Raw genomic sequence first — 24,732 nt, 5'->3', positions numbered from 1 at the left:
CTACGTTAAGTGAGAGGTCCGCAGGACAATCACCGCACAGATTAGGCACATGTTGTGTGTGTCGGCCTGTGTGGTTCCGTGGCGACAGAACGGCGGAGGCGCTGAATGAGCGTTAAGGAGTTGGACCCGGACGCTGGACCACTGGCTCGGTTCGGCTGCGAGTTGCGGAAACTCCGTATCGACAAAGGGCTCACTCTCGAACAGCTCGCGGACAGAGTCGGTTTCAGTCCGAGCCTCGTCGGCAGCGTCGAGCGGGCCGCCAGAAACCCGAGCAAGGACTTCGCCGAACGTTGCGAGGAAGCGCTGGGCCTGTCCGGCGAGCTTCTCGCCCGCTGGCCAAGCATCAGCCGGGAGCGCAGCCCGAAGTGGTTCCGGCCCTGGCTGGAGATCGAGCAGAGCGCCACGGTCTTGCGGACGTGGGAACCGCTCATCGTCCCGGGGCTGCTGCAGACCACCGACTACGCTCGTGCCATTTTCAGCGGCAAGCCGGGCACGACACCGGACCAGATAGAGGAGGCGCTTGCCGCTCGAATGGAGCGGCAAGCCATCTTCAAGCGCTCGAACCCGCCGATGTTCTGGGCTGTTGTGGATGAAGGAATCCTGTACCGTCCAATTGGCGACGAGGCTGTGACTCGCCGCCAACTCGAACACCTCATCGCATTGGCGGAAAGTCCCTGGATCACGATCCAGGTGCTTGCCCACTCTGCCCTGTCCACCACTGGCCTCCTCGGAGGGTTCATGTTGGCGCAGGTCAACGGAATGCCGGACGCCGTCTATCTCGAATCAGCCGGCCATGGCCAGGTGCGGGACGCGCCGGACGAGGTTGCCGCGCTGAGTGTTAGATACGAGGCGATACGCGCGGAGGCCCTTCCCCAGCACGTATCCCTGAAGCTGATCAAAGAGAGGCTGGCGGCCGCATGGAACTGAGCGAGGAACTGAGGACGGCGGCGTGGCGCAAGTCCTCATTCTCTGGTGACAACGGCGGAAATTGCATCGAGGTCGCCCCGTTGAGCGGTGGGCGGGTCGCGATGCGGGACACCGAGCGTCCCGAGATGGAGCCGTGGGTGGTCAGTGGCTCGGTCTGGGCCGCGTTCGGCAAGGGCTGGCGAAACGGCGAATTCGACTTCTAGCAGACCCTCCTGAACGGCTGGCCAGGTACGTACCGGGTCCATTCGGCCTCGGTCAGTGTCCGGCCGGCCCGCGCGCACGCCGCCTTCACCAGCGGCTCGATCGCCAGCGGAACCTTGGTCAGCCGCCCCATCCTCCCCATGGCCAGCAGTTCGGCGGAGTCGGCGGAGAAGGCGATCGACCGCGCGCTGTCCCAGAGCTGGATCGTGGGTCCGGCCGGCCGGCCTTGCCGTACGTCCCAGACGATCAGCGACGTCTCCTGGGACGCGAACGCGAACAGCCGGTCGTCGGCCGAGAAGGCGGCGGTCCACGACACCCCGCCCACCCGCAGCCAGTCGCCGACCTGCGCGCCCGTGTTCGTGTCCCAGATGCCTACTTTGCCGGCGAAGTTCGCCGCGACCAGTTTCAGATCGGCGCTGAACCAGACCTCCTCCGCGTTGCCGGAGAACGGCAGCCGCGGTCCGAACCGGCGCCCGGTCTCGAGGTCCACCAGGCGTAGCAGGCTCGCGTCCAGGCCGATGAGGCGCCCGTCCGCGGCGACCGTCCAGCCGAGCAGGCGTGGCCTGGTCACCTGCTTGAGCCGCTTGCCGCCGGGGACCTGCCAGAGCGTGAAGGTCTTCTGGTCGGTCGTCCAGAGTCCGGCCGGGGCCGGCAGCGCGCCGTCCGAGTCGGGAGCGGTCGGGACCTTGGCCAGTTTGTGCCAGGTGGCGGTGTCCCAGACGGTGACATCGTCGCTCCGTTTGATCGCCAGCCGCCTGCCGTCCCGGCTGAAGGTGAGCTCGCTGTCGTAGTCCGGGAGCGTCCCCGCCTCGAACGCCTTGCTGTTCAGCGTGATCTTGGTGGAGCCCAGGGCGTGCGTGGCGATCAGGTGGCCGTCGGCGCTGAACTCCACCTCGTCCACGGTCTCGTCCGCGGCGACGTACGGCTGGAGCGTGATCACCGTGTCCTCGCTCAGGTAGCGCAGCCCGGTCGGGCCGAAGGCGACCGCGGACACCGGGTCCGCTATGGCGCGTTCGAGCATCAGCGGTTCGTCGGCGTTCAGATGGTAGAGCCTGATCGTCGAACCGATCCCCGCGAGGACCTTGCCGTCCGGACTGAACACCGGCGAAGCCATGGGTTCCCAGTCCGCGATCGTGGTGATCTCCTTGCGGGTACGGGCGTCGAAGACGGTGAGGCCGCCGTTGTCGGCGATGGCCAGGAGCCGCCCGTCGCGGCTGAACGCCGAGACAGGGGTGCAGTCGGCGCAGATGCCGGGAAAACCGCGTTGGGCCTTGCCCGATGGCAGCGCCCAGCGCTCGTGTCCGGCCACGGCGTAGTCGCCGCCCGGGTGGATCGCGGCCTTGACGAGCGTGGGCAGCGTGGTCGTCTTTCCGGTACGCGGGTTGTAGGCGCTTTTGCCCTGTCCGACGTCGACGACGAGCAGGCCGCCGCTGAAGCCGATGCTCAGGTCGAGCATCTCGCTGGCGGGCAGGCGCCGGCCCGTCCGCTTGCCGGTGGCCAGTTCCCAGAGGCCGACGCCTTCGCTGTCGGCGACGGCCAGCAGCCGCCCGTCCTCGCTGACCGCGGCCTGGCGCAGGAGCCTGCCGGTCAGGCCGAGCCCGGTGAAGCCGCCGGTCCGCCTGCCGGTCGTCACGTCCCACACCCTGACCTCGCCGGGACTGACACTGATCAGCGAGCGGCCGTCGGCGCTGAGCGCGCGTACCACGTCGGGCCCGGTGTCGGGGTCGTGAAAGGCCGCGCCACCCTGGTCGACGACCGAGGCGAGCAGGCTCGACCTGGCCTCGGCGGTGGAGGACAGCCGCGCGGCCGCGGTGCTGAGCAGCATGCCCAGCACGGGGTCCTTGCCTCTCACCGTGTCGGCCACCCCGGCCAGGCGGGCGGACTCGGCCACGTCGCGTTGATCGGCGAGCATGATGCTCTGCCGTACGGCCAGACCTCCCGCCACCAGGGCCAGCACCAGGAGCACGGCGAGCCCGATGGACAGGAGCCTGGTCCGGCGGGATCGGCGCCTGCTGAGCGTGGCTGCCGCCGAGAGGAAGTCCCGCTCGCCGGGGGTGAGCGTGATGTTCCTGCGGTCGGCCGCGGCCCAGCGCAGCGCGTCGTCCAGCGAACTGCCGTGGAACAGGTCGGCGTCCTTGCGCCCGTGCTCCTCCCAGCGCTCCGCGGCGGTCCAGATCTGCCGGTGCACGACCAGTCCGTCCCGGTTCGCGGCGATCCAGGCGCGCAGCCGGGGCCAGGCCAGCGGTAGGGCGGGGCGCAGCAGTCGTACCGGATCTCCTTTGGAGACCAGGTACGTGAACGCGTCCAGCACCCGGTCGATGCCGTCGGGGAGCTCGGACCTGCGGAGTTCGCGCAGCGCCAGCTCGTCCTCGGCGGTCACCGTGACCAGCCGCAGGAACAGCTCGGGGACCAGCTCCTTGTCGGCGGGGCCGAGAGCGGCGTAGGCGTCCTCGGCGATGACGCCCAGCGCGGGGTCGTCGGCGGTGGTCCCGATCCGTTCGCCGTCGCCGGCGCCCTGCTCGAGCAGCCGCGCGGTGTCCAGCCGTCCATCGCTGTTGACCAGCCCGAGCAGGAGTTCGAGCGCGGTCGGGCGGAGGCCGGGGTCCTTGGCCAGCGCCGCGCGCACCAGGCGGCGCAGCGGTTCGGGCAGCGCGGCCAGGTCGGGTTCGTGGGAGAGGACGCGGTGCATGACCGCGCCCAGCGCCTCCGCGGTGAACGGATCCTCGCCGGTGGCGGCGTACAGGATGATCGCGCCCCAGGCGAACACGTCCGCGGGCGGCCCCGCCCGCTCGCCCGAGAACACCTCCGGCGCCATGTAACTGGGCGTGCCCGCCACCTCTCCCGTGGCGGTGAGCGACATCTCCATCGTGCGGGCCACGCCGAAGTCGATCACGCGGGGCCCGTCGGGGCCGAGCAGCACGTTGTCCGGCTTGAGGTCACGGTGCACGACGCCCGCGTCATGGATGGCGGTCAGCGCCGTGGCGATCGCGGTGGCCAGCCGGTGCAGGTCGTCGCCGCGGAACACCCGCCCGGCCCCGCGCAGGCTCGGGCCTTCGACGTACTCGCTGACGATGTACGGCCTGGACCCCTCCAGATGGACGCCGAGCACCCTGGCCGTACAGAACGAGGCCACCCGCTGCGCCGCGACCGCCTCCTTGGCCAGGCGATCGCGCAGCTCGGGCCGGCTGACCGGGTCGCCGCGCAGCACCTTGACCGCGACCCTGGTGCCCGCCGGGTCGTAGGCCTCGTACACGACGCCTTGCCCGCCCGCCCCGATCCGGCTGGCCAGCCAGTATTCCCCGAGCCGCTGCGGGTCGCCGTCGATGAGTGTGCTGCGCATGACGGGTTGGACGACCGGTGCGACCAGATGGTTGCGTGGCGTTACTCAACCTCGTCCAGCATCCGGAGGTGACGACGGGACGAAGTTGACCCGCTCCAGGTGCGGCTTGTAGTCGGCCGGACCGGCGATGAGCTTTTCCTTGATCAGATCGAGGTCGGCGACGCCGGAGAAGGCGACGCGCTGGAAAGTCACCGTCTTGCCGCGCTCCCGCTTCAAGATGACGTGCTCGTCGTCGTACCAGCCGGCGAAGGCCTGGATGCCCCGGCCGCCGACCCGGTGAAGGATCTTTCCGGTCGACGCCTCGACGATGCCGATGTCACGCCCGTTGTCGTTCTTACGCACCACGGTGGCGAAGAAGCGTCCCGAAGGTGAGGAGACCGTCCCGGCGCTCCATTCATCGAAGACGCCGACGCCCGTGTAGAACCTGCGCCGCTTTCCGTCCAGCCCATAGACGGCGATGCGGCTCTTGGCCGATGGGGACTCGGCCGCGTCGTGCCTGGCCAGCACCCCGTCGGCCTGGCCGGCGAAGTAGAAGCGGAAGGAACGCCCGATGGCCCAATCGGTGACGCGATGGCGGGGTCCCGTCTTGACCAGGTGGGGAACGCGGTCGGTGACGTTCAGGGTGATGAAGCCGATGATGGTCAGGCTGCCGTCACGGTGTTCCTGGTACGCGGTGAGCAGGAGCGTACGGCCGTCCGGTGACCATTCCGGGGATGTCACGGGCGCGGGCAGGGCGATCGTGTACGTGCGCCCGCTCTTACGGTCGATCAGGTCGATCTTCCTCATGGCCATCCAGAGCCGGTAGTCCGGAATCCCGGCCACCCACCTCTGCCCCGGCGCGACCAGCGCCTCGCGGTAGGGCGTCTTGCCGAACTTGTCGCCCGTGCGCATATAACCGTAGTAGCCCTGGCCGGCGTCGAAGACGAGGGAGTACGAGGCCAGACGGACCGCTCCCTGTTGGTCGTAGAGCTCGCCCGACGTACCGGCGAGCTTGATGCTTCTTGGCGCCTGCGCGCTTGCTGACGGCACGCCGGCCACGATGATCACCATGGCTGCGAACGTGGCGGCAATGGACCGGAAGAACATGCGACCCCTCCTCGCTCACCTGATCAGACAAGCGATCACGGAGTTTGGTTCGGCGCCGCCGGGTGATCGCCGGTCAGGTGTCCGGGAAGGCCAGGTTGCGGACGCGGCGGACGGCGCGTTTGAGTACCGTGCGGTCCCGGTCGCGGTCCCTTGCGCGGGTCAGGCGGACGGCCTCGCGGCGCCACGACTCGGCCTTTTCGCGCCACCGTTCCGCGTCTCTGCGGCCCTTGCCCGCCTCTCTGCGGAGTTGGGCGAGTTCGGCCTGCATGAGGGCGGTGCGTTTGCGGAGGCGGGTGACCTCCTTCTCGTACTGGGCGGTGATCCGGTCCAGTTCGGGGACGCGGCGGCGGGGCGGGTAGAGCGGGGGGCGGCGGGTGAAGCCCCAGGTGTCGCCGTCCAGCCATTCCAGGCCGAAGACCTCGTCCAGGACGGTGTCCAGGTGTTCGCCGGGGTGGGACACCAGGGCGGCGCGGGAGAGGGCGGCGGTGCGTTCGAGTCTGGCCACGGTGACGCCCTGGTCGTTCTCGTCGAGGGCGATCAGGAGGGCGCCGCCGTCGTGCTCTTCCAGGTGGTTGACGAGGCGTTGCAGGGTGTCGCGCGCGGGAACCCAGCCAGGCGGCACGAGGAGACGGAACGGCGGCACGACCTCGGGAGACCCCGAGGTGTCGGCCAGCCGTACCCGGGGATCGTGTTCGAAGGTGGCGTGGATGAGGCGGAGGTCCAGGTCGGGGTCGCTGAGCGGGGAGCGGCGGCCGTTCCCCAGCGCGGACCAGGGGCCGGTGATGGTGATCGCGACGTCCGGCACCGAGCTCGCCAGCAGGCCGTCGACCGTCGCGCGGACGTCCTCGTAGCCCGCCGCGGGGACGGTCGCGTCCACGTACGGGACGAGCCATTGCCGGCCCGGGTCCGTGCGCAGGTAGCGCCGGTACGGTACGCGGTCCGCCACGTAAGGGTCGTTGTACCGCTTCAACGACAGGAAGTCGCGCATGGCCGTCGGCAGCCCGATGTGCCACGCGCGCGAGTCCGGGTCCGGTACGTACACGGCGCCCGCCTGGGTGAGCCGGTAGCCGAGCTCGGTGTCCTCCGCCAGCACCAGAGAGGTGTCCAGGCCGCCGACCGAGCGCAGCAGCGAAGCGGGGTAGGAGACGGTGGCGCCCACGTGGATGCGGGTGGCCAGGGAGTTCGGGGCGGTGCGCAGGCCCTCGTGGTCGAGGATGATCTTCTCGGCCCAGTCGTGGCGGTGCGGGGAGAGGGGGAACAGCTTGTCCTCGTGGCCGTCTTCGAGCGCCTGGCGCACCTCGCCGGGGGTGGGCAGCACCTCGCCGGCGGTGAAGTCGATCCACCCCAGTACGACCAGGTACGGGGCCAGGTGGTGCCAGCGGAGCTGGGCCTCGACGTGCCGGCGATGGGGGACCATGTCCGCGTCCAGCACGAAGATGATCTCACCGGTGGCGGCGTCGATGCCGGCCTGTACGGCCCAGGCGCGGCCCCAGCCGCCGGGCGGGCTGGTGATGAGGCGGGTGCGGGCCGGGGTGAGTTCGGGCAGGTGTACCGGCACCGCGCTGCCGTCGTCCACGACGATCACGTCGAGCAGTTCGGCCGGGTAGCTCTGCGCGGACAGGGCGGCCAGCGTGAGGTCCAGCGTCTCCTGGCGGTCGTGGGCCGGGACGACGACGGTGACGGTCAGCTCGGGTGTCCACTGGCCGAGGAGGGGCGGGGTGAGCACGCCGTAGTCGTTGCCGCGGATACGAGGGGTCACGGCTGCGCGCTCCCTTCCAGTTCCATCAGGGCACTGGGGCGGAAGCCGCGCCACTGGTTCCTGTTGCGCTGCAGGAACGTGCCGATCGGCTCCTGCCAGGTGTGGTTGGCGGCGGGGCCGCGGCGCAGGATGTACCCGAGGCCGTGCGTACGGTAGATCTGCCCGCCGGCCGCCTGCAGCGCCTCCTGGAACTGGGTGTCGACCGACCGGCGCAGCGGCCGGAAACCGCCCACCGCCTGGAACGCCGAGCGTTCCACCAGGATCGTGCCGCCCGCGACGAAGCTGGTGATCTGCTCGGTGATCTGCTTGCGGTGCACGGTGACGTCGATCGACGACAGGTAGACGAACTCCGGCACGGTGCCCACCACCTGGGCCCCCGAATAGGAATGCGCGAGCAGCAGGTCGGCCAGGAAGTCGGGGCCGTACCAGTCGTCGTCGTCCATCTTCAGCAGGAACGACCCCGAGGCCCGCGCCGCCGCCTCGTTGAGCACCTCACCGAACACCGCCTGGTGGTCCGCTTCCAGGATGGTCAGCGGGCCGTCGAAGGCGGCGATGGCCGCGGCCACGTCTGTATGGCCCGGGGGTACGCCGTGGAGGGCGAGGATCACTTCGAGCTGGACGTCGCGCTGCCGGCCGACCTGGTCGAGCGCGAACCCGACCATGTCGGCCCGCCGCGTCGCCAGCAGGACCGAGGTCAGCGGGGGAGCGGGGGCGGGGGCGCCGAGCTGCTCCCAGCGGGCGGCGACGCCATGGGTGCGCAGCGCCTGGCGGCGTAGCCGGATGCTGTGCTCCTCGCGGCGGAGCTCGTCGGAGAGATCGGGATCGCGGAGCAGCAGCCTGGCGAGCTCGTCGCCGAGGGCGCCCGCCCAGCGCGGCACCGTGTGCGCGATCAGCGGCACCCCGGCCGCGGCCAGGCCCGTGAGCACGCGGACGGCGGCGAGCGGGCCGCTGTGGGCGTGGTGCCAGTCGATCTCCACGCCGCGGATCTGCCGGAGCCTGCCCACGTCGGCGTCCGTCACGCCGCCCGACTCGGCGAACGCCGTCACCACCTTCCCGTCGAGCACGACCGACCAGCGGCCGTCGCGCTCCACCAGGGACGCCAGACCGCGCGACGGGGTGGTGACGAAGCCCTGCGGGTTGACCAGCCGCTCGTCGACCGGCGGGATCATCGACGGCTCGCCGAGCACGTCGGGATCGACCAGCGACAGCCCGGCGCCGCCGGGGCGGCCGAGCCGCTCCCAGCTCGCGGACCGCGAGGTCGGCCGCTCGATCGGCGTCTGCGACCCGGACCAGTCAGCCGGGGCCGGAGCCGGGGCGTCGTCGAGCGTGCGCAGCACGACGTCGCTGCCCGGGGCGCCGACTCGTTCCGGCACCGGCCCGGTCACCTCGGCGGGCGTCGCGTTCGGGTCGCCGGGACGCCAGGCCGCCGCGCCGACGCCGGCGATCGCCGCCGCGGGCGCCGTGATCACGTCGAGCCGGTGCCCGGCGAACGCCCGAGCCGTCGCGGTCACCGTACGGCCGGCCGGGGTGGGCGCCGAGAACCGCGCGTCCACCACCCACACCCTGTCCTTCGGCTGGTGGACCCGCAGATCCGTGAGCGAGCGCCAGCGGTGCGCGGGCGTCGGGGTGGGCACGGGCGCCGGATGGGAGGCGGGCGTGTCGAGCACGGCCACGACCACCCGCCGGGCGTCCGGCAGCAGCTTGTGCAGCGTGGCGGCCCGGCGCAGGTCGGCAGGGGTACGGGCGAGGATGAGCACCTCGTGCACCTTCTCCGCCTCCGCGAACGGCTCCAGCAGGTCCCGGTCCAGGTCCACGGCCTCGACGTCGTGCTCGACCCCGGCCAGGAAGATCCGGGCCTTGGGCAGCTCGGCCAGCAGTTCGCGGATCATCCGGCGCTCCGCAGGTGCTTGATGAGCGAGGTCAGCGGCCCGGCCGGAGCGTCGGGGACGGGATCGGCGGACAGCCGGTCCACCTCGGCCGTCAGCCGCTCGATCTCCGCCTGCAGCTCCTTCACCTCGTCCTGCCGCTTGCCTGCCAGCGCCCGCCACTTGGCCGGGTCTCCGGCCAGCGGCTCGGCCTGGTCCTCCGGGGCGAAGCCGTACTCGGCCCCGCTCACCCAGAGCGATCCGAACATCTCGTCCACCAGATCATCGATCCCGCCGTGGAAGAGGGCCGCACGGGAGAAGGCCGCGGTGCGCTCCAGCCTGGCGGCCACGACTCCGGCCTCGCCCTCGTCGAGCACGGCGCAGACGAGTCCCAGCGTGTCCTGGTCGGCCAGCCGTACGAGCCGGGAGAGCGTGTCGGCGCCCAGCACCCAGCCGGACGGGAGCGTGAGCAGGAAGGGCGCCGGGGCCGCCGAGTCGGGCGCGGACGTCACGAACGTGACGCGCGGTTCGTTCCGGTAGAGGTTGTGGATGAGGCGCAGGTCGAGCAGCGGGTCGTCGAGGCTGTCACGGCGCTCGTCCGTCAGCTTGTCCCAGGGGCCGACGATGGCCACGGCCGTGTCGGTGATCGTCCCGGCCAGCGCGGAGTCGGCACTGGCGCGCGTCCGCTCGTAGCCGGCCGCCTCCACGACGACCTGGACGTACGGCACCAGCCAGCGGCGTCGCGGATGGCCGCGCAGCCAGCGCAGCTCGGGGAGCAGATCGCCGAGGAACGACCAGTTGTGCCGGTGTACGTCCTTCTCGCGGCGCATCACGGTGGACGGGCCGACATGCCAGGCGCGAGCCTGCTCGTCGGGGATGAACACCGCCCCGGCCTGCGCCAGCCGGTAGCCGAGCTCGGTGTCCTCGGCCATGTTCAGGCTGGTGTCGACGCCGCCCGCGTCGCGCAGCAGGTCGGCGCGTACCGAGGTGGAGGCGCCGGTGTGCAGCAGGTACGCGCTCGAACCCGCGTCCTTGAGCATTCTGGTGGACTCCAGGGTCATGCGCGTGTACTCGGTCCGGGTGCCCTCCTCGCCCAGGGCCGACACGAACCGGGTGTCGCTGATCACGACGGCGTGGTCGATGAGGTGGTGCCAGCGCATGTGCGCTTCCAGGTGATCCGGGGCCAGGACCATGTCCGAGTCGAGCCAGTGGATCACGTCGCCGGTCGCGGCGAGCCGGCCGGTCTCCCTGGCCGCGCCGCGTCCCCAGCCCTCGCGTACCCGGACCACCCGGACGCCGGGCAGGTCGATGGGCGGTTCGCTGCCGTCGTCGGCGATGACGACCTCGACCAGCGCGGCGGGATAGGTCTGCTCCGCCAGCGCGGCCACGGTCCGGGCGAGCGCCGGTGCGCAGTTGTAGGCGGGAATCACCACGGAAACGGTCAGAGCGGGCTGCCAGGCGCCGATGGCCGGCGGCTCGAGCGTTCCCCAGTCGTTGTGCCTGACCCGCGTCATGCCGGGTCCTTGGCCAGCGCGCGGATCTCCTCGCGCAGCTCCTCCACCTCTCGCGCCCGCGTCATCGCGTTGACCCGGTCCTCGCCCAGCGAGGCCAGGATCGCGCCGAGATCATCCTCGCGACGCTTGGCCGACTGCTCGACGGCCTCGGTCAGGCGGTCCAGCCGCGACTCGATGCGCTTGAGCGCCGTGGCGGTCTTGGCCAGCTCGGCCTCGTGCTTCTTGACTCGCAGGTCGATGCGCTGGGCCTTGCCGTCGATGCGCCGTACGGTCAGCACGAGCAGGGCGAGCCCGGCCAGCGTGATGGCGAACGCCCCCGAAGTCGCGGCGGCGCCGAGCGTGAGCAGATCGGCAAGGACGAGCAGCGCGAGCACGGCAACGGCCAGAACTCCGAGGATTGCGGCGGTCGCTGCCAGTCGGCGGGGCGAGAACATCCGCGCATACCTTTCGTAGTCATGACATATCTGGCGTCAATGGAGTATTGACACCTTAATAAACATTCGCCACTACCGTGCCACAGGTTCCTGGACAAAAACTGGGAGAATCCTGCAGGTTCGGCCTACGGTACCTTCTCTCTGGCCATCCACCCCAGGGTGCACTCAACGTCTCACAGAGTGTCAGAGCGGCGTAAGGTGGGCGCCTGACTGAGTCCCCGTCGGTCGAGGAGCACCATGCCCGTCACTCCCTGCGGCTTCGCGCGTACGCCGGAAAAGGGGCTCGCCCGCCTGCACTGGAGCGATGGCCGCCCCGCCGAGCTGCCCGGTGTCTTCGCCGGGTGGGCGGTCGACGGCCAGGAGCCCGACGTGTCCGCGCTGCGCCCGCTGCGCGGCCTGGAGATCGAGTGGCCCGAGCGCGAGGTGCCGCTGGCCGGGGTGGTCCGGCTCGCGGCCGCGGGCGTGCCGCTGACCGCGCACGACGCCCCCGCCTGGGTCCCCGCCGAGCTGGCGGCGCTGCTCACCGACCGCGACTGGCTCGGCCACACCGGGACCGGCCCCAGGTCGCTGGCCGACTTGCGCCGCGAGGAACACAGCGTGCGGCTGCGCCGCCTGACCCACCGCCTGCCGCCTTCGCGTACGCCGCGGATCAGCGTGGTCATGTCCACCAGGCGCCCGGCGATGGTCGCCGGCGCGCTCGCCCAGATGGCCCGCCAGCGCGACACCGACATCGAGGTGCTGCTCGGCCTGCACGGCGTCCCCTTCGACGAGGTACGGCAGGCGGTCGAGAGCTGTCCCCTGCCCGTGACCTGGGTCGAGGCCCCGGCCGAGACGGTGTTCGGCGAGGTGCTGAACGAGGCCGCGGCCCTGGCGTCCGGCGACTACGTGGCCAAGTGGGACGACGACGACTGGTACGGCCCCGACCACCTGGCCGACCTGGTCATGGCGGCGTCCTATTCAGGGGCCGACATCGTGGGCACCACGGCCGAATTCTTTTACCTTGAGCCGTTGCACGCCACGATCAGGCGCACCACGTTCGCCAGTGGCGCCGCCTATCCGAGCGAGGTCTCCAGCGATCACGTAGCGGGCGGCACGATTCTCGCAACAAAAACGATATTTCGTGACGTAGGGGGATTTCCGGCTCAACCGCGGGCGGTGGACCGGGACTTCCTCAAGGCCGCCCACGAGGCCGGGGCGAGCATCTACCGCACCCACGGCCTCGGCTACGTGCTCCGGCGCACGCTGAGCGACCAGCACACCTGGCAGCTCCCGCTCGCCCACTTCCTCAAGGTCGCCACCAACCAGTGGCGCGGTTTCCGCCCGAGCCTGCTTCTGGAAGCGGTATGAGCAGGGTCCGCGGCAACGACTACCGGATGCTCGAACCGCCGGAGGTATACCAGCCGACGCTGCGGGTCAGCGTGGTCGTGCCCGCGTACGGCGGCCAGGACAAGCTCGACCTGGTGCTGGCCGCGCTCGCCCGGCAGACCTACCCCGCCGGGCTGATCGAGGTCATCGTCGTCGACAACGGCAGCTCCTCGCCGCTGCGGTTGCCGGAGGAACGCCCCGAAGGCACCCGGCTGATCGTCTGCCCGGAGCCGGGCCGGGCCGCCGCCCGCAACGCCGGGCTCGCCGCGGCCACCGGCGACGTGATCCACTGGCTGGACTCCGACGTCCTGCTCACCCCCGGCTCGATCGAGGCGCACATGCGCTGGCACCACGCCGCCCCTTACCTGGCCGTGACCAGCTACATCAGGTTCACCGAGTCGCCCGTGCCCGCCGAGCTGCCCGACGACCTGGAGAAGGCCTTCGAACCCGCCGAGCCGCACGCCTGGATCGTCGACCTGATCGAGCGGACGAACGGCCTCACCGACAACACCCAGCGCCCGTTCAGCCTGCACGTCGGCGGCGCGACCTCGGTCAACGCCCGGCTGGTCGCCGCCGCCGGGACGATGGACGACGACCTGATACTCGGCCAGGACACGGAGATGGGTTACCGGCTCTACCAGGCCGGGGCGGTGTTCGTACCGGAACCCAGGGCCCGCGCCTACCATCTTGGGCCGACCATGCGGATGCGCGACCAGCGGCCCATCGACCGCGTGAGCTACGCGTTCGTCGCCGACCGCATCCCCGCCTACCGGTGGCTCCGGTCCCACCCCTCCCGCCAGTGGAAGGTCCCGTACGTCGCGGTCGTCGTCGACGGCACCGCCGGATACGAGCAGGTCCGCGCCACGGTCGACGCCCTGCTGGCGGGCACCATGCTGGACCTGTCCATCGTCGTGGTCGGCCCCTGGGACTCCCTCGAACGCGAGCGCCGGGCCCCGCTGAAGGACCCCGCCCTCGACCTGGTGCTGGTCCACGGCCACTACCTGCACGAAGGCCGGGTACGACTGGCGGACTCCGGCGAGGTCGACCCGGCCGTGCCGTACGTGCTGCGGCTGCCCCCCGGCTGGGTGCCGGGGGAGGACAGCCTGGCCAGGCTGCTCGACCTGGCCCGCGGCGAAGGGCTCGGGCTGGTGAACGTGCTGCTCCGCGAGTCGCCGGACGGCGTCGTGGCCGCGCGGCTGGAGCGCGCCTCCGCCTTCGGCCGGGCGCGGATCGTGGTACGCCCCGGCGAGGACCTCGATGACGCGGTGGACGACGTGTCGGGCGTCTCGTGGGTGGAGGGCGAGACGTACGGGTTCGCGACGGAGGCGGCGGAGCTGCTCGGCCGCCGCAGCGCCTACCGGGCCAGGCTCAAGGCGGAGGCGGAGGCGGTACGGCTGGCCAAGGAGGCCGAACGCCTGCGCGCGCAGGTGACCAAGTGGCGCGACGAGGCCGGGCGCTGGCGCAAGAGCGCCGTGGAGCTGCGGCGCGACGTCAGCACACTGCGCCGCCAGCTGGCCGCCGCCAACCGCGCCCAGCAGAGCATGCGGGTGCTGCTGGCCACCACGGTCAAGCGCGCCCTGGGCAAGCGGCTGCGCGGCTAGTTGGAGCGGAGGGCCGACTTCAGGCGGCCCAGGAGGCCCCGTTCCTCGGCGGCCGAGGTGGGAATCGTGACGACCGGCTGCTTCGGCGCGGCAGGGCTGTCCAAAGGCTTCTGGACTGCGGGCTTCTGGACTGCGGGCTTCGGCGGTGTGGCCGGGGGCCAGTAGCGGTCCGGGGCCTCGTGGCGTATGCCGTGCGTGGTCTCGATGATCTTGTCGAGGTCGTCGCCCGGGGCGCTGAGCAGCAGGGCCCGGCCCAAGGCGGAGGTGCGTTCGAGGCGGGCCGTGCGGCCGTCGGGCAGATCCACGACGAGCACGCCCGTCAGGTCCTTCTGCACCGTCTCGATCATCCGCTCCAGCGTCGCCTTGTGCAGCGGCACGTCCACCGGTCCCCGATAGCGGAACGGCGCGGGCGCCGGCGTCGGGGCCGCCTCGTCGATCAGCCGGATCCGGTCGTCGTGCGCGAACAGGTCGCGCATCAGCCGCATCTCGAAGCTCGGGTCACTGAGCACGGCCCGCCGCCCGTCTTGCAGCCGCGCCCACGGTCCCACCAGCGTCACCACGACGTCCTGCAGCTTGCCGTCGAGCGCCGCCGCCACCGCCTGCCGTACGACCGCTTCCGAGGTGTCCGTGACGTCCAGAACGATCTCGACGTACGGGACGAGCCAGCGGCGGCCCTGATCCTTGCGCAGGTCGCGGCGGAGCGGGATACGGTGCGAGAGGTACGGCTCGACGGCCCGCACGGCGCGTTCCCGGTCACGGTGCTGCGCGGGCAGCCCGAGATGCACCGCCTGCGCCTCCATGTCCGGGATGAACACGACACCGTGCATGGCCAGCCGGTAGGCGAACTCGGTGTCCTCGCCGCGTACGACGTTCGGGTCGAGACCGCCCACGGCGTGGAAGACCTCCCGGGGAAGGGCGAAGGTCGGTCCTGTGCACACGTGATAGGGATTGCGGCTCTTGCGCAGCCCGTCGGTCTTGGCGATCGTCGCCTCGGTGGAACTCGACACCCCCGACGCCAGATCGAACACGTCTCCCAGGTGTCCCGCCCGGAAGACCTGCTCGGCGGTGAGCGCCGGCACCTCGACGAACCTCTTCATCCCGATCGTGACCAGATAGTCGGTCTCGTGGTGCCACCGGGCCAGGGCCTCGATGTGCTCGCGGCAGGCCACCATGTCGGCGTCGAGCCGCTGGATGATCTCGCCGTCGGCGGCCTTGGCGCCGGTGTTGACGGCGTTCGAGATGCCCCAGCCGGTCTTCACCGGGACGATCCGGGTGTTGACCGGCCGGATCTCCGGCAGCCGGATCGGCGGCTCGCTGCCGTCGTCCACGACCAGGACCTCCATGAGGTGGTCCGGGTACGTCTGAGCGGCCAGCGCGGCCAGCGTCAGCTCCAGGTGCGGCCCACCGTGCGCGGGTATCACCACGCTCACGGACAGGGCCGGTGACCAGGCGCCGAGCTCCGGCGGCGTCAGCGGAGAATAGTCGTTCTGCGTCATGGCAGGACGCGCGTTCATGGTGATGACCCCCCTGCCGGGGACCATACCGGGAGATGCTGAGAATTTCCCGAATTGTTGGTTGTTGAAGCCACCGCTCAGCAACCCGGGACTCGGCCCGCCGCCCACTGCCAGGACCCCGGTACACTCGGTGGCCAAGACCGCAGGTAGGGAGTCAATATGAGCAGGTCGTGGCGTGGCCTCATCGAGGAGTACCGAGAGCGCCTTCCGGTCACCACGAAGACGCCCGTCATCACACTGCTGGAGGGCGGCACGCCGCTGGTGCCCGCGCACCGTGTCTCCGCGCTCACCGGGTGTGACGTCTACCTCAAGGTGGAAGGCGCCAACCCGACGGGCAGCTTCAAGGACCGCGGCATGACGATGGCCATCAGCAAGGCCGTCGAAGAGGGGGCCAAGGCGGTCATCTGCGCCTCGACCGGCAACACCTCGGCCTCGGCCGCCGCCTACGCCGTACGGGCCGGGCTCACCTGCGCCGTGCTGGTGCCGCGCGGCAAGATCGCGATGGGCAAGCTGGCCCAGGCGCTCGTCCACGGCGCCACGCTGCTCCAGGTCGAGGGCTCGTTCGACGACTGCCTGGAGATGACCCGCAAGCTGTCGTCCAGCTACCCGATCGCGCTGGTCAACTCGGTCAACCCGTTCCGGCTGCAGGGCCAGAAGACGGCCGCCTTCGAGATCGTCGACACGCTGGGCGACGCGCCCGACATCCACTGCATCCCGGTGGGCAACGCGGGCAACATCTCGGCCTACTGGATGGGCTACCGGGAGTACGCCGCGGACGGCATCGCCACCAAGGCGCCACGCATGTTCGGCTTCCAGGCCAGCGGCGCGGCCCCGATCGTCAACGGCGCGCCCGTCGCCCACCCGCACACGATCGCCACCGCCATCCGCATCGGCAACCCCGCCTCCTGGCAACTGGCCACGGCGGCCCGCGACGAGTCCGGTGGCGCCATCGAGTCGGTCACGGACCGGCAGATCGCGACCGCGTACAAGCTGCTGGCCCAGGAGGAGGGCGTCTTCGTCGAGCTCGCCTCGGCGGCCAGCGTCGCCGGCCTCCTGCAGGCGCACGCGCAGGGGCTAATCGCACCCGGGCAGCGCATCGTCTGCACGGTCACGGGCAACGGCCTCAAGGACCCCGACTGGGCGATCGCCGGCGCCCCGGCTCCGGTCACCATCCCCATCGACGTCCACGCGGCCGCCGCCGCCCTCAACCTGGCCTAGGAACGCTACTCGCGCCCGTATGAGCGGGAGTGTGCGATTCCCCACAGACCCGGCCTCTCGGGACCCGGCCTCTCGGGACCCGGCCTCTCGGGACCCGGCCTCTCGGGACCCGGCTTCACGGGACCCCGCTTCACGGGGCCGGTCTTTCGGGACCTGGCCTCGCCGGGCGGTCCGGCGCGCTGGACCGTGTTGGGCGTGCGGGACCCTGTGGTCGGGCCCGCGTGTGCCGGACCCGACATGCCGGACTATGTGGTGCGTGCCGTACGTTCGGTGGGTGCCTGGTCGTGCGGCGCGTGCCCTGCGTCCGGCGCACGCCAGGTCGTGCCGCGTCCGGCCGGTGCGTGCGGGTGGGACGGTCCGGCACTCTCGCGGACCCAGCGCCGGGTCGGCGGGATGTGGTGAGGTGGAGGGCGGCGCAATACGCACGGCGCCCGAGCTGGGCCACGGCAGGCGGTCAAGGGGCACATGTTCCTGCCCTGCCGTACGAGAATCCAGCCGAGAAGAACAGCCCCGCCCGCACCGACGGCGGGAGAGAGACAGGCGAATGAGCACCGTTGACATCCGCGTGCCGGCCACCTCGGCGAACCTTGGCCCCGGCTTCGACTCCCTGGGCCTGGCGCTGGACCTGTACGACGAGGTCCGGGCCACGCTGACCGGCGAGCGGGGCGTCCACGTCACCGTCGAAGGAGAGGGCGCGGGCCAGGGCGAGCTCGATCTCGGCGAAGGGCACCTGATCATCAAGGCCATGCGCAGGACGTTCGACCGCATGGGGGTCCCCCAGCCCGAGGGCATCAGGCTGCACTGCCGCAACCGCATCCCGCACGCCCGCGGCCTGGGCTCGTCCTCGGCGGCCGTCTGCGCGGGCATCCTCGCCGCCCGCGCCCTGGCGGGTGCCGGGTCAGGTACCGAAACACATACCGAATCGCGAACGAAAACTGACCCGCGTCCTGAATCCGCGTCACGGACCTCCCCGCCACGCGCGGAAGTGAGCGACGGCGGGCCGCGGGCGGGCGGATTCGCCGAGGGCGTAGGCCTTTCGGACGACGAGGTGTTCGCGCTGGCCACCGAGATGGAGGGGCATCCGGACAACGTGGCGCCGTGCCTGGCCGGCGGGCTGACGATTGCCTGGACTGACCACTCCGGATCACCGCGTATGGTGAAACTGCTCCCGGATGTGCGCATCCGGCCTGTCGTGTTCGTTCCGGCGACGCGGTTGGCCACGGAGACCGCACGGGGGTTGCTGCCGAAAGACGTGCCCCACAAGGACGCCTCTTTCAACGCCGGCAGGGCTGCGTTGCTGATCGCGGCGCTGACCCAGCGGCCGGAGCGCGGGTTGCTGTTCGCCGCCACCGAAGACCGACTTCACCAGGATTACCGTGCGCCTGCGATGCGGGCCAGTGCGGATCTGGTAGAACGTCTCCGTGCAGTGGGCGTGCCCGCGGTCGTTTCGGGAGCGGGTCCCACAGTTCTTGCGTTTTCTACACCGGATTCGCAGGATTTGATCGCGCCAGAAGTGGGTAATGACTGGCACATCCAGCTTATGGACGTCGACCCAGTTGGTGCGAACGTTCAGTTCCCCGAGACACGCTGATGCCTCTTTAGACCTTCAGGGAATAGCCGTGTGCGCTGGTGATGTTAGGCTGATAGCCGCACCAGATGCCCCCTTGGTGGGTGCGTGCTTGTCAGCCACACATCGCTGCATAATGCTGCACGTCGCGAGGCGTGTGCAGCGCGGCTGTCTCCCCGGAATCCGTTGCCTCCGGTTGGCCCACACCCGGTTGGCCCAACGTGAGGCGGCGACGACGGGGGTCTGCGCGTTCGAATCACCTCGACATCTGGCTGGCGACAGCAATCTGAGGGGTGTCATCCACGCGTCACTGTCCTGTGGTCGCTTGGACGCGCCTCTCCCAAGAGTGGCGGTCGTCCCCAGCGGCGGCCGAAGATCGCAACGTGCACCCCGACCCGGTCTGTCCCGCCGGATCGCAAGCACCTCCGGGACGCCCGGCAGAACAAAAACCGGCGCCCGACCCCTGGGAAGGACCTTTAGTTGAGCGACACCACCGAACTCCTCTCCGACGCACCAGGCTCACCTGCGCAGCCCGCGTCCGGCGACACCCCCACCCGCGCCGCGGCCAAGCCCCGTGCGCGTCGCTCCGGCACCGGCCTGTCCGCCAAGGTGCTGCCCGAGCTGCAGAAAATGGCCGCTGAGCTGGGCATCAGCGGCACCGGGCGCATGCGGAAGAGCCAGCTCATCGCGGCCATCCAGGAGAAGCAGGGTGGCGGCACCGGAGAAGCCGCGCCCGCTGCCGTAGCCGAGGCTCCGGTCGCCGCCGAGGTGGCGCCCGCCGCGGAGCGGCCCACCAGGACGCGCCGGGAACGTTCCCGCCCCAAGACCGTTGAAGAGCCCGTCGCGCAGGCCCCCGAGCCGGTGGCCGCGGCCCCTGAGCCCGTTGCCGCCCCGGCCGAGCCGGTCGTGGAGCAGGCGCAGGCCGCCGAAGGCCAGCTCGACTCGCGTGCCGACCGTGGCGAGAGCCGCCGTGAGCGGCGCACCAGGGGCGAGCGCCGCGACCGCGGTGACCGTGGCGGCAGTGACCGTTCCGGTAACGACCGCGGCGAGAGTGGCCGTGACGTTCGTGACGGTCGTGGCGAAAGCAGCCGCGACATTCGTGACAGCCGTGACGGTCGCGACAACCGCGACAACCGCGACAGCGGTCGTGACAACCGCGACAACGGCCGTGACAGCGGCCGCGCCGACCAGCGTGAGCGTGTCGCCGACGGCGGCCGCGGCGGTGACCCGCGTGGCGGCAGCGACCAGCGCGGTGACCAGCGCGGTGACCAGCGCAACGACCTCCGCAACGATCAGCGGGGCGACTCGCGCAACGATCCGCGCGGCGGCAGCGACGACGACGACCGCAGCGGTCGTGGCAGGCGGGGCCGGTTCCGCGAGCGCAACCGCGGCCGTGGCCGTGAGCGCTTCGAGAGCAACGAGCCCGTGATCGGCGACGATGACGTGCTCATCCCGATCGCCGGCATCCTCGACATCCTCGACAACTACGCGTTCGTCAGGACGAGCGGTTACCTGCCGGGCAGCAACGACGTCTACGTCTCGCTCGCCCAGATCCGCCGCAACGGCCTGCGCAAGGGCGACGTCATCACCGGCGCCGTCCGGCAGCCGCGCGACGGCGAGCGCCGCGAGAAGTTCAACGCCCTGGTCCGCCTCGACACCGTCAACGGCATGGACCCGGAGCAGGCCCGCAACCGGCCCGACTTCAACAAGCTCACGCCGCTCTACCCGCAGGACCGCCTGCGCCTCGAGACCGAGCCGAACATCCTCACCACGCGGATCATCGACCTCGTCTCGCCGATCGGCAAGGGCCAGCGTGGCCTCATCGTCTCGCCGCCCAAGGCCGGTAAGACGATGGTGCTCCAGGCGATCGCCAACGCGATCACCCGCAACAACACCGAGTGCCACCTGATGGTCGTGCTGGTGGACGAGCGGCCTGAAGAGGTCACCGACATGCAGCGGTCGGTCAAGGGCGAGGTCATCCACTCGACCTTCGACCGTCCCGCCGAGGACCACACCACGGTCGCCGAGCTCGCCATCGAGCGGGCCAAGCGTCTGGTGGAGCTGGGCCACGACGTGGTCGTCCTGCTCGACTCGATCACCCGGCTCGGCCGCGCCTACAACCTCGCGGCTCCCGCGAGCGGGCGCATCCTGTCCGGTGGTGTCGACTCGACCGCGCTCTACCCGCCCAAGCGCTTCTTCGGCGCCGCCCGCAACATCGAGAACGGCGGCTCGCTGACGATCCTCGCCACGGCCCTGGTCGAGACCGGGTCCAAGATGGACGAGGTCATCTTCGAGGAGTTCAAGGGCACCGGCAACATGGAGCTCAAGCTCAGCCGTTCCCTGGCCGACAAGCGCATCTTCCCCGCGGTGGACGTCGACGCGTCCAGCACCCGTAAGGAAGAGATCCTCATGGCCAAGGACGAGCTCCAGATCGTCTGGAAGCTGCGTCGCGTGCTCCACGCGCTCGACATGCAGCAGGCGCTCGAGCTGCTCCTGGAGAAGATGAAGGAGACCAAGTCCAACGCCGAGTTCCTCCTGCAGGTCCAGAAGACCACAGTGAGCAACGACCGCGACTAGGTCCGTTCACGATCAGGCCTGCTTGTGACTAGGTCTGTTCGCGACCAGGTCCTTTGATGAGGGGCGGTGGGGGTTTCTCCCTGCCGCCCCTTCTCCTTTCCGGCTCTTGTACGTTTTCCGGGCTCTTGAACGGCACAGCCTGGTCGGCGCCAGACGCCGACCGTGGCTGAGGGCCTCCAGGGACACGGCCGCTGAGCCCGCACGGGGCCGGCCGCCGTGACGTGACGGTGAGACCGGCTACGGGGGATAACCCCACCCCAGGACGGAAGTCCACCGCATTCTCCGTGGCCGGTGGAAAGGGCACTCTGGTGGCATGGTTGCTGTGCCGCTGAGAGAGCGCGTGCCGTTGGGACCTCGGGGACCTGTCGGCGTTGTCACGGATCCGGCCACCTGGCGGGCCGTGCCCTACATGCTGGTCAGTTTGGCCTTCGGGGTGGGCTGGTTCGTCGTGCTGGTCGTGGCGGTGCCGTTCTCCCTGATGCTGGTGATCTTCTGGGTGGGCATCCCGCTGGTGCTGCTGACCATGGTCGTGTGGCGTGGAGCGGCGATGCTGGAGCGGCGGATGCTGCGGGCCGCGCTGGGCGTGCGGATCGCCGATCCTTACCGTGAGCGGCCTGAGCGAGGCATCGCAGCCCACATGGGCTGGTTGTTCAAGGATCCGGCCACCTGGAAGGACCTGGGCTATCTGTTATTGCTGTTCCCGCTGAGCCTGGTGGAGTTCGTCGTGTCCGTCGTGTCGTTGGCGACGACCCTCCTATTGATCACCTCGGTCTTCTGGTACGCGTACGGTGAGGTGCTGTGGTTCGGCGAGGACCTGGGCATCGACAACTGGCCGGGGGCCGTGCTCGGCACGATCCTCGGCTTCGGCATGCTGGCCGTGACCGCCTACGCCGTACGCGGGATGGCCTGGCTGCACGGGACGCTGGCCGTGGTGCTGCTCAGCGGGAGCGAGGAGGAGCGGCTGCGGGCCAGCAGGGCCAGGGGCATCGACGCGGCCGAGGCGGAGCGGCGCAGGATCGAACGCGACCTGCACGACGGCGCCCAGCAGCGGCTGCTGTCCGTCGCGGTGGACCTCGGGCGGGCGCAGGCCAAGCTCGACCATGCCCCGGAAGAGGCCAGGATGCTGATCGCCCAGGCACATTCCGGCACGAAGGCCGCGATCGCCGAGCTGCGCGACCTGGCCAGGGGCATCCATCCGGCCATTCTGAGCGACCGTGGGCTCGACGCGGCGCTGTCCGGGCTGGCCGCGCGGGCGCCGGTGCACGTGGACGTGTCGGTCGAGCTCGGCGCGAGCCGGCCGCCCGCCGCGGTGGAGAGCATCGCCTACTTCATCGTGGCCGAGGCCCTGGCCAACATGGCCAAGCACTCGGCCGCCACCGAGGCGTCGGTGCGCGTGGCCAGGGAGGACCGGCGGGTGCTCGTCGACGTGTGGGACAACGGCATAGGCGGCGCCCTCGTCAACGCCGGCGGCGGCCTGTCAGGGCTGGCCGACCGGGCGGCCACGATAGACGGCGTGCTCATCCTGCACAGCCCGGTCGGCGGTCCCACGCTCGTGCGCGCGGAGTTGCCCTGCGAGTGGTAGTCATTGCACATGCGTGTCGTCATCGCCGAGGATTCCGTACTGCTCCGCGAGGGGCTGGCCCGGCTGCTCGCCGACGGAGGCATCGAGACCGTCGCGACGGTCTCCGACGGGCCCTCCCTGGTGGCCGCGGTCAAGGAGCACGGCCCCGACCTGGCGATCGTCGATGTCCGGATGCCGCCGAGCCACACCGACGAGGGCCTGCGCGCCGCGCTGAAGGTCCGCAAGGCCCAGCCGGACTTCCCGATCCTGGTGCTGTCGCAGTACGTCGAGGAACGCTACGCGGGCGAGCTCATCGGCCCGGCCGTCGGCTATCTGCTCAAGGAGCGGGTGGCCGACGTGGCGGATTTCCTGGAGGCCGTGCGGCAGGTGGCGGCGGGCGGCACGGTCATCGACCCCGAGGTGGTGATGCAGCTCCTCAGCAGGCAGCGGCGTGGCGCGCCGCTCGACACGCTCTCCCGTCGCGAGCGCGAGGTGCTCGCGCTGATGGCCGAGGGCCGCTCCAACACCGCCATCGCCGCCCGGCTGGTCGTCACCGAAGGGGCCGTGGAGAAGCACATCTCCGGCATCTTCGCCAAGCTGGCCCTCGGGCCTGCGCCCGAGGACCATCGGCGGGTGCTCGCCGTGCTCACCTATCTGGGACGTTGACTACCTGACGTCCACGAACTCCTGCGGCGAAAGCGCGCTGCGGGTCTTGCTCGTGCCGGGCGCCTTGACGCGGAAGTAGCCGTCCTTCTTGATGGTGAAGGACTTGGCGTACTTGCCGGTCGAGTTCGTCTTCGCGAAGCGCAGGAGCTTGTACGTACTGGTGCCCTTGACCTTGAAGTAGACCTCTACCGTCTTCTTCGGGTACGCCTTGGAGCCCTTGTACACCTTGCCGGAGACCTTGACGGACGCGCCCTTCCGCACCTTGGCCGGGGCCTTGATCGTGACCCTGACCTTGGCCTTCTTCGAGGCGCCGCCGGCCGGGGCGACGACCGTGAAGGAGCTGACGCCCTTGAGCGACTGGCCGCCGCGGTTGGCGTAGACCTCCAGCGTCCAGTCGCCCGGAGACGTGTCGTCGCTGAAGAAGGTGCTGCCGCGGTAGTAGTCGTCGGAGCCGCGGTCCAGGTCGCCCAGGTCGAAGGACTCGTTGGACTCCTCGCTGACGAGCTTGGCGGAGACCGAGTCCGCATCGGTCACCGAGGCCTTCACCGAGACCTTGACGTCCTTGCCCTTGACCAGTTGCACCGGGTTCGGCGTGACGCCGCCGCTGGTGATGCCCTGCTTGCCGGAGACCGGGAGCACGAAGTCGTTGCTCCCGGTGCCGCCGGCGCGCGGGACCCTGACGTTCAGCCGCCAGTCGCCGGCGGGGTCGTCCTTGCCGATGCTGAAGCTGCCGGTGATCACGGTCTCCGCGACCTTGTCCGCCGAATTCGGCCTGAAGTCGAAGGACACGTCACGTCCTCCCTTGCCGGGCGGTGTGATGCTGCCGGTGACGGCCGCCGTGACGGTCGCCGGGTCCTTCAGCCTGAGGGTGACGCTGACGTCGATGTCCCTGTCGACCGGGATGAACGCGTCCGACGTGGCAGCCCCGTTGAAATCGCCTCCGGCGCTGGCCGCCTGCGCGGCCGAGAGGTTCACGCATCCGAGGAGAAGCGCGGCCCCCGTGGCGGTCGCGAGTAGCGACCGCAGCCTCTTCTTCATCTGATAGCAGTCCTTATGGTGATGAAAGTAATGGTTTGTGCGCCGGAGCCTAATGTGACCTGAGTGACGGCGCCATAAGGATCCGGGAATGCCTGGTGGCCTGGGCGGGTTACAGCATCTGGCACACTGGTAGCTGACCCGCAGCGGTTCCGGCTCCCGCCCGCGTTCGATCGCGACTTCTGGCGACCCGGCGACCGCACCTCGAAAGGACAGCAATGAAGCCCGACATCCACCCCGCGTACAACGTGACCCAGGTGACCTGCACCTGCGGCAACACGTTCACCACCCGTAGCACCGCCAAGAACGGCACCATCCACGCTGATGTGTGCTCGGCCTGCCACCCGTTCTACACGGGCAAGCAGAAGATCCTCGACACCGGCGGCCGGGTCGCGCGCTTCGAGAAGCGCTTCGGCAAGAAGTCCTCGGGCAACAACTAGCTTCACCGACGCCGACTCGGTCGCACGCACGTGCGCCGGGTCGGCGTTCTTGGTGAACAGAC

18 protein-coding genes are annotated in these 24,732 nt (G+C 70.4%); 10 read left to right on the top strand and 8 right to left on the bottom strand.

The genetic code is table 11. The features are described from left to right. The first annotated feature begins 105 nt into the window (after nt 1-105). Nucleotides 106-927: a helix-turn-helix domain-containing protein gene (locus KME78_RS01275; protein ID WP_219526821.1), complete on the top strand. Its 822-nt coding sequence runs from the start codon at nt 106-108 to the stop codon at nt 925-927. Then, nucleotides 918-1,130: a DUF397 domain-containing protein gene (locus tag KME78_RS01270; protein ID WP_219526820.1), complete on the top strand. Its 213-nt coding sequence runs from the start codon at nt 918-920 to the stop codon at nt 1,128-1,130. Before KME78_RS01275 ends, KME78_RS01270 begins: the two co-directional genes overlap by 10 nt. On the opposite strand, the gene KME78_RS01265 is transcribed toward KME78_RS01270, so the two are convergent. From KME78_RS01265 to KME78_RS01240, 6 genes are all read right to left on the bottom strand, one after another. Next, nucleotides 1,127-4,468 carry a WD40 repeat domain-containing serine/threonine protein kinase gene (locus KME78_RS01265; RefSeq protein ID WP_219526819.1) on the bottom strand — a complete coding sequence of 1,114 codons (3,342 nt, stop codon included), beginning with the start codon at nt 4,466-4,468 and terminating at the stop codon, nt 1,127-1,129. The genes KME78_RS01270 and KME78_RS01265 overlap by 4 nt on opposite strands. A gap of 45 nt (nt 4,469-4,513) precedes the next feature. Continuing rightward, nucleotides 4,514-5,554: a hypothetical protein gene (locus tag KME78_RS01260; RefSeq protein WP_219526818.1), complete on the bottom strand. Its 1,041-nt coding sequence runs from the start codon at nt 5,552-5,554 to the stop codon at nt 4,514-4,516. Between the two features lie 73 nt (nt 5,555-5,627). Further along, entirely contained in the window at nt 5,628-7,313 is a 1,686-nt protein-coding gene (locus KME78_RS65865; protein ID WP_219526817.1) for a glycosyltransferase family 2 protein, read from the bottom strand. Next, a complete protein-coding gene (locus KME78_RS01250) occupies nt 7,310-9,202 on the bottom strand; it encodes a glycosyltransferase (RefSeq protein ID WP_219526816.1) in 1,893 nt (630 codons plus the stop codon). Before KME78_RS01250 ends, KME78_RS65865 begins: the two co-directional genes overlap by 4 nt. Continuing rightward, nucleotides 9,199-10,692, bottom strand: coding sequence for a glycosyltransferase family 2 protein (locus tag KME78_RS01245; RefSeq protein ID WP_219526815.1), 1,494 nt, complete (start codon nt 10,690-10,692; stop codon nt 9,199-9,201). The genes KME78_RS01250 and KME78_RS01245 overlap by 4 nt, the downstream gene beginning before the upstream one ends. Beyond that, nucleotides 10,689-11,126, bottom strand: coding sequence for a hypothetical protein (locus KME78_RS01240; protein WP_219526814.1), 438 nt, complete (start codon nt 11,124-11,126; stop codon nt 10,689-10,691). The genes KME78_RS01245 and KME78_RS01240 overlap by 4 nt, the downstream gene beginning before the upstream one ends. A gap of 237 nt (nt 11,127-11,363) precedes the next feature. Here KME78_RS01240 and KME78_RS01235 point away from each other — a divergent pair, with 237 nt between their 5' ends. Both KME78_RS01235 and KME78_RS01230 read left to right on the top strand, forming a co-directional pair. Continuing rightward, nucleotides 11,364-12,473: a glycosyltransferase family 2 protein gene (locus KME78_RS01235; RefSeq protein ID WP_219526813.1), complete on the top strand. Its 1,110-nt coding sequence runs from the start codon at nt 11,364-11,366 to the stop codon at nt 12,471-12,473. Further along, entirely contained in the window at nt 12,470-14,092 is a 1,623-nt protein-coding gene (locus KME78_RS01230; RefSeq protein ID WP_219526812.1) for a glycosyltransferase family 2 protein, read from the top strand. The genes KME78_RS01235 and KME78_RS01230 overlap by 4 nt, the downstream gene beginning before the upstream one ends. Here KME78_RS01230 and KME78_RS01225 read toward each other — a convergent pair. Next, nucleotides 14,089-15,606, bottom strand: a complete 1,518-nt coding sequence (locus tag KME78_RS01225) for a glycosyltransferase family 2 protein (RefSeq protein ID WP_219526811.1) — start codon at nt 15,604-15,606, stop codon at nt 14,089-14,091. The genes KME78_RS01230 and KME78_RS01225 overlap by 4 nt on opposite strands. 159 nt (nt 15,607-15,765) lie before the next feature. Here KME78_RS01225 and thrC point away from each other — a divergent pair, with 159 nt between their 5' ends. From thrC to KME78_RS01200, 5 genes are all read left to right on the top strand, one after another. Next, nucleotides 15,766-16,824 (top strand): threonine synthase, encoded by a 1,059-nt coding sequence (thrC, locus tag KME78_RS01220; RefSeq protein WP_219526810.1) that lies wholly within the window; start codon nt 15,766-15,768, stop codon nt 16,822-16,824. Nucleotides 16,825-17,368: 544 nt separating this feature from the next. Continuing rightward, entirely contained in the window at nt 17,369-18,415 is a 1,047-nt protein-coding gene (locus tag KME78_RS01215; RefSeq protein WP_219526809.1) for a homoserine kinase, read from the top strand. Nucleotides 18,416-18,871: 456 nt separating this feature from the next. Continuing rightward, on the top strand, nt 18,872-20,968 hold the full coding sequence (gene rho / locus KME78_RS01210; protein WP_219526808.1) for a transcription termination factor Rho: 2,097 nt from the start codon (nt 18,872-18,874) through the stop codon (nt 20,966-20,968). 409 nt (nt 20,969-21,377) lie between these two features. After that, nucleotides 21,378-22,550, top strand: a complete 1,173-nt coding sequence (locus tag KME78_RS01205) for a sensor histidine kinase (RefSeq protein WP_246650114.1) — start codon at nt 21,378-21,380, stop codon at nt 22,548-22,550. Between the two features lie 9 nt (nt 22,551-22,559). After that, nucleotides 22,560-23,195, top strand: a complete 636-nt coding sequence (locus KME78_RS01200; protein WP_219526806.1) for a response regulator transcription factor — start codon at nt 22,560-22,562, stop codon at nt 23,193-23,195. Here the strand turns inward: KME78_RS01200 and KME78_RS01195 are convergent, their stop codons facing one another. Further along, a complete protein-coding gene (locus KME78_RS01195; protein ID WP_219526805.1) occupies nt 23,196-24,233 on the bottom strand; it encodes a hypothetical protein in 1,038 nt (345 codons plus the stop codon). It abuts the gene before it with no gap. 215 nt (nt 24,234-24,448) lie between these two features. On the opposite strand from KME78_RS01195, the gene rpmE reads away from it, so the two are divergent. Further along, the gene (gene rpmE, locus KME78_RS01190; RefSeq protein ID WP_219526804.1) at nt 24,449-24,670 is read left to right on the top strand and encodes a 50S ribosomal protein L31; all 222 of its coding nucleotides are present in this window, start codon (nt 24,449-24,451) and stop codon (nt 24,668-24,670) included. The last annotated feature ends 62 nt before the right edge of the window (nt 24,671-24,732 follow it).

This window comes from Nonomuraea guangzhouensis, from assembly GCF_019396345.1.
In the GTDB taxonomy this organism is placed as follows: Bacteria; Actinomycetota; Actinomycetes; order Streptosporangiales; family Streptosporangiaceae; genus Nonomuraea; species Nonomuraea guangzhouensis.
Note: the sequence above shows the minus strand (reverse complement) of the source record. Positions and strands in the feature narration are given on the sequence as shown.

Excerpts from the sequence above, each read along its gene's own strand:
- KME78_RS01265 (WP_219526819.1), bottom strand. The coding sequence starts at position 4,468 with ATGCGCAGCACACTCATCGACGGCGACCCGCAGCGGCTCGGGGAATAC.
- KME78_RS01195 (WP_219526805.1), bottom strand. The coding sequence starts at position 24,233 with ATGAAGAAGAGGCTGCGGTCGCTACTCGCGACCGCCACGGGGGCCGCG.
- KME78_RS01275 (WP_219526821.1), top strand. The coding sequence starts at position 106 with ATGAGCGTTAAGGAGTTGGACCCGGACGCTGGACCACTGGCTCGGTTC.
- KME78_RS01235 (WP_219526813.1), top strand. The coding sequence starts at position 11,364 with ATGCCCGTCACTCCCTGCGGCTTCGCGCGTACGCCGGAAAAGGGGCTC.
- thrC (WP_219526810.1), top strand. The coding sequence starts at position 15,766 with ATGAGCAGGTCGTGGCGTGGCCTCATCGAGGAGTACCGAGAGCGCCTT.
- KME78_RS01215 (WP_219526809.1), top strand. The coding sequence starts at position 17,369 with ATGAGCACCGTTGACATCCGCGTGCCGGCCACCTCGGCGAACCTTGGC.
- KME78_RS01205 (WP_246650114.1), top strand. The coding sequence starts at position 21,378 with ATGCTGGTCAGTTTGGCCTTCGGGGTGGGCTGGTTCGTCGTGCTGGTC.
- KME78_RS01250 (WP_219526816.1), bottom strand. The coding sequence starts at position 9,202 with ATGATCCGCGAACTGCTGGCCGAGCTGCCCAAGGCCCGGATCTTCCTG.
- KME78_RS01270 (WP_219526820.1), top strand. The coding sequence starts at position 918 with ATGGAACTGAGCGAGGAACTGAGGACGGCGGCGTGGCGCAAGTCCTCA.
- rpmE (WP_219526804.1), top strand. The coding sequence starts at position 24,449 with ATGAAGCCCGACATCCACCCCGCGTACAACGTGACCCAGGTGACCTGC.
- KME78_RS01260 (WP_219526818.1), bottom strand. The coding sequence starts at position 5,554 with ATGTTCTTCCGGTCCATTGCCGCCACGTTCGCAGCCATGGTGATCATC.
- KME78_RS01200 (WP_219526806.1), top strand. The coding sequence starts at position 22,560 with ATGCGTGTCGTCATCGCCGAGGATTCCGTACTGCTCCGCGAGGGGCTG.
- KME78_RS01245 (WP_219526815.1), bottom strand. The coding sequence starts at position 10,692 with ATGACGCGGGTCAGGCACAACGACTGGGGAACGCTCGAGCCGCCGGCC.
- KME78_RS01230 (WP_219526812.1), top strand. The coding sequence starts at position 12,470 with ATGAGCAGGGTCCGCGGCAACGACTACCGGATGCTCGAACCGCCGGAG.
- KME78_RS01240 (WP_219526814.1), bottom strand. The coding sequence starts at position 11,126 with ATGTTCTCGCCCCGCCGACTGGCAGCGACCGCCGCAATCCTCGGAGTT.
- KME78_RS01225 (WP_219526811.1), bottom strand. The coding sequence starts at position 15,606 with ATGAACGCGCGTCCTGCCATGACGCAGAACGACTATTCTCCGCTGACG.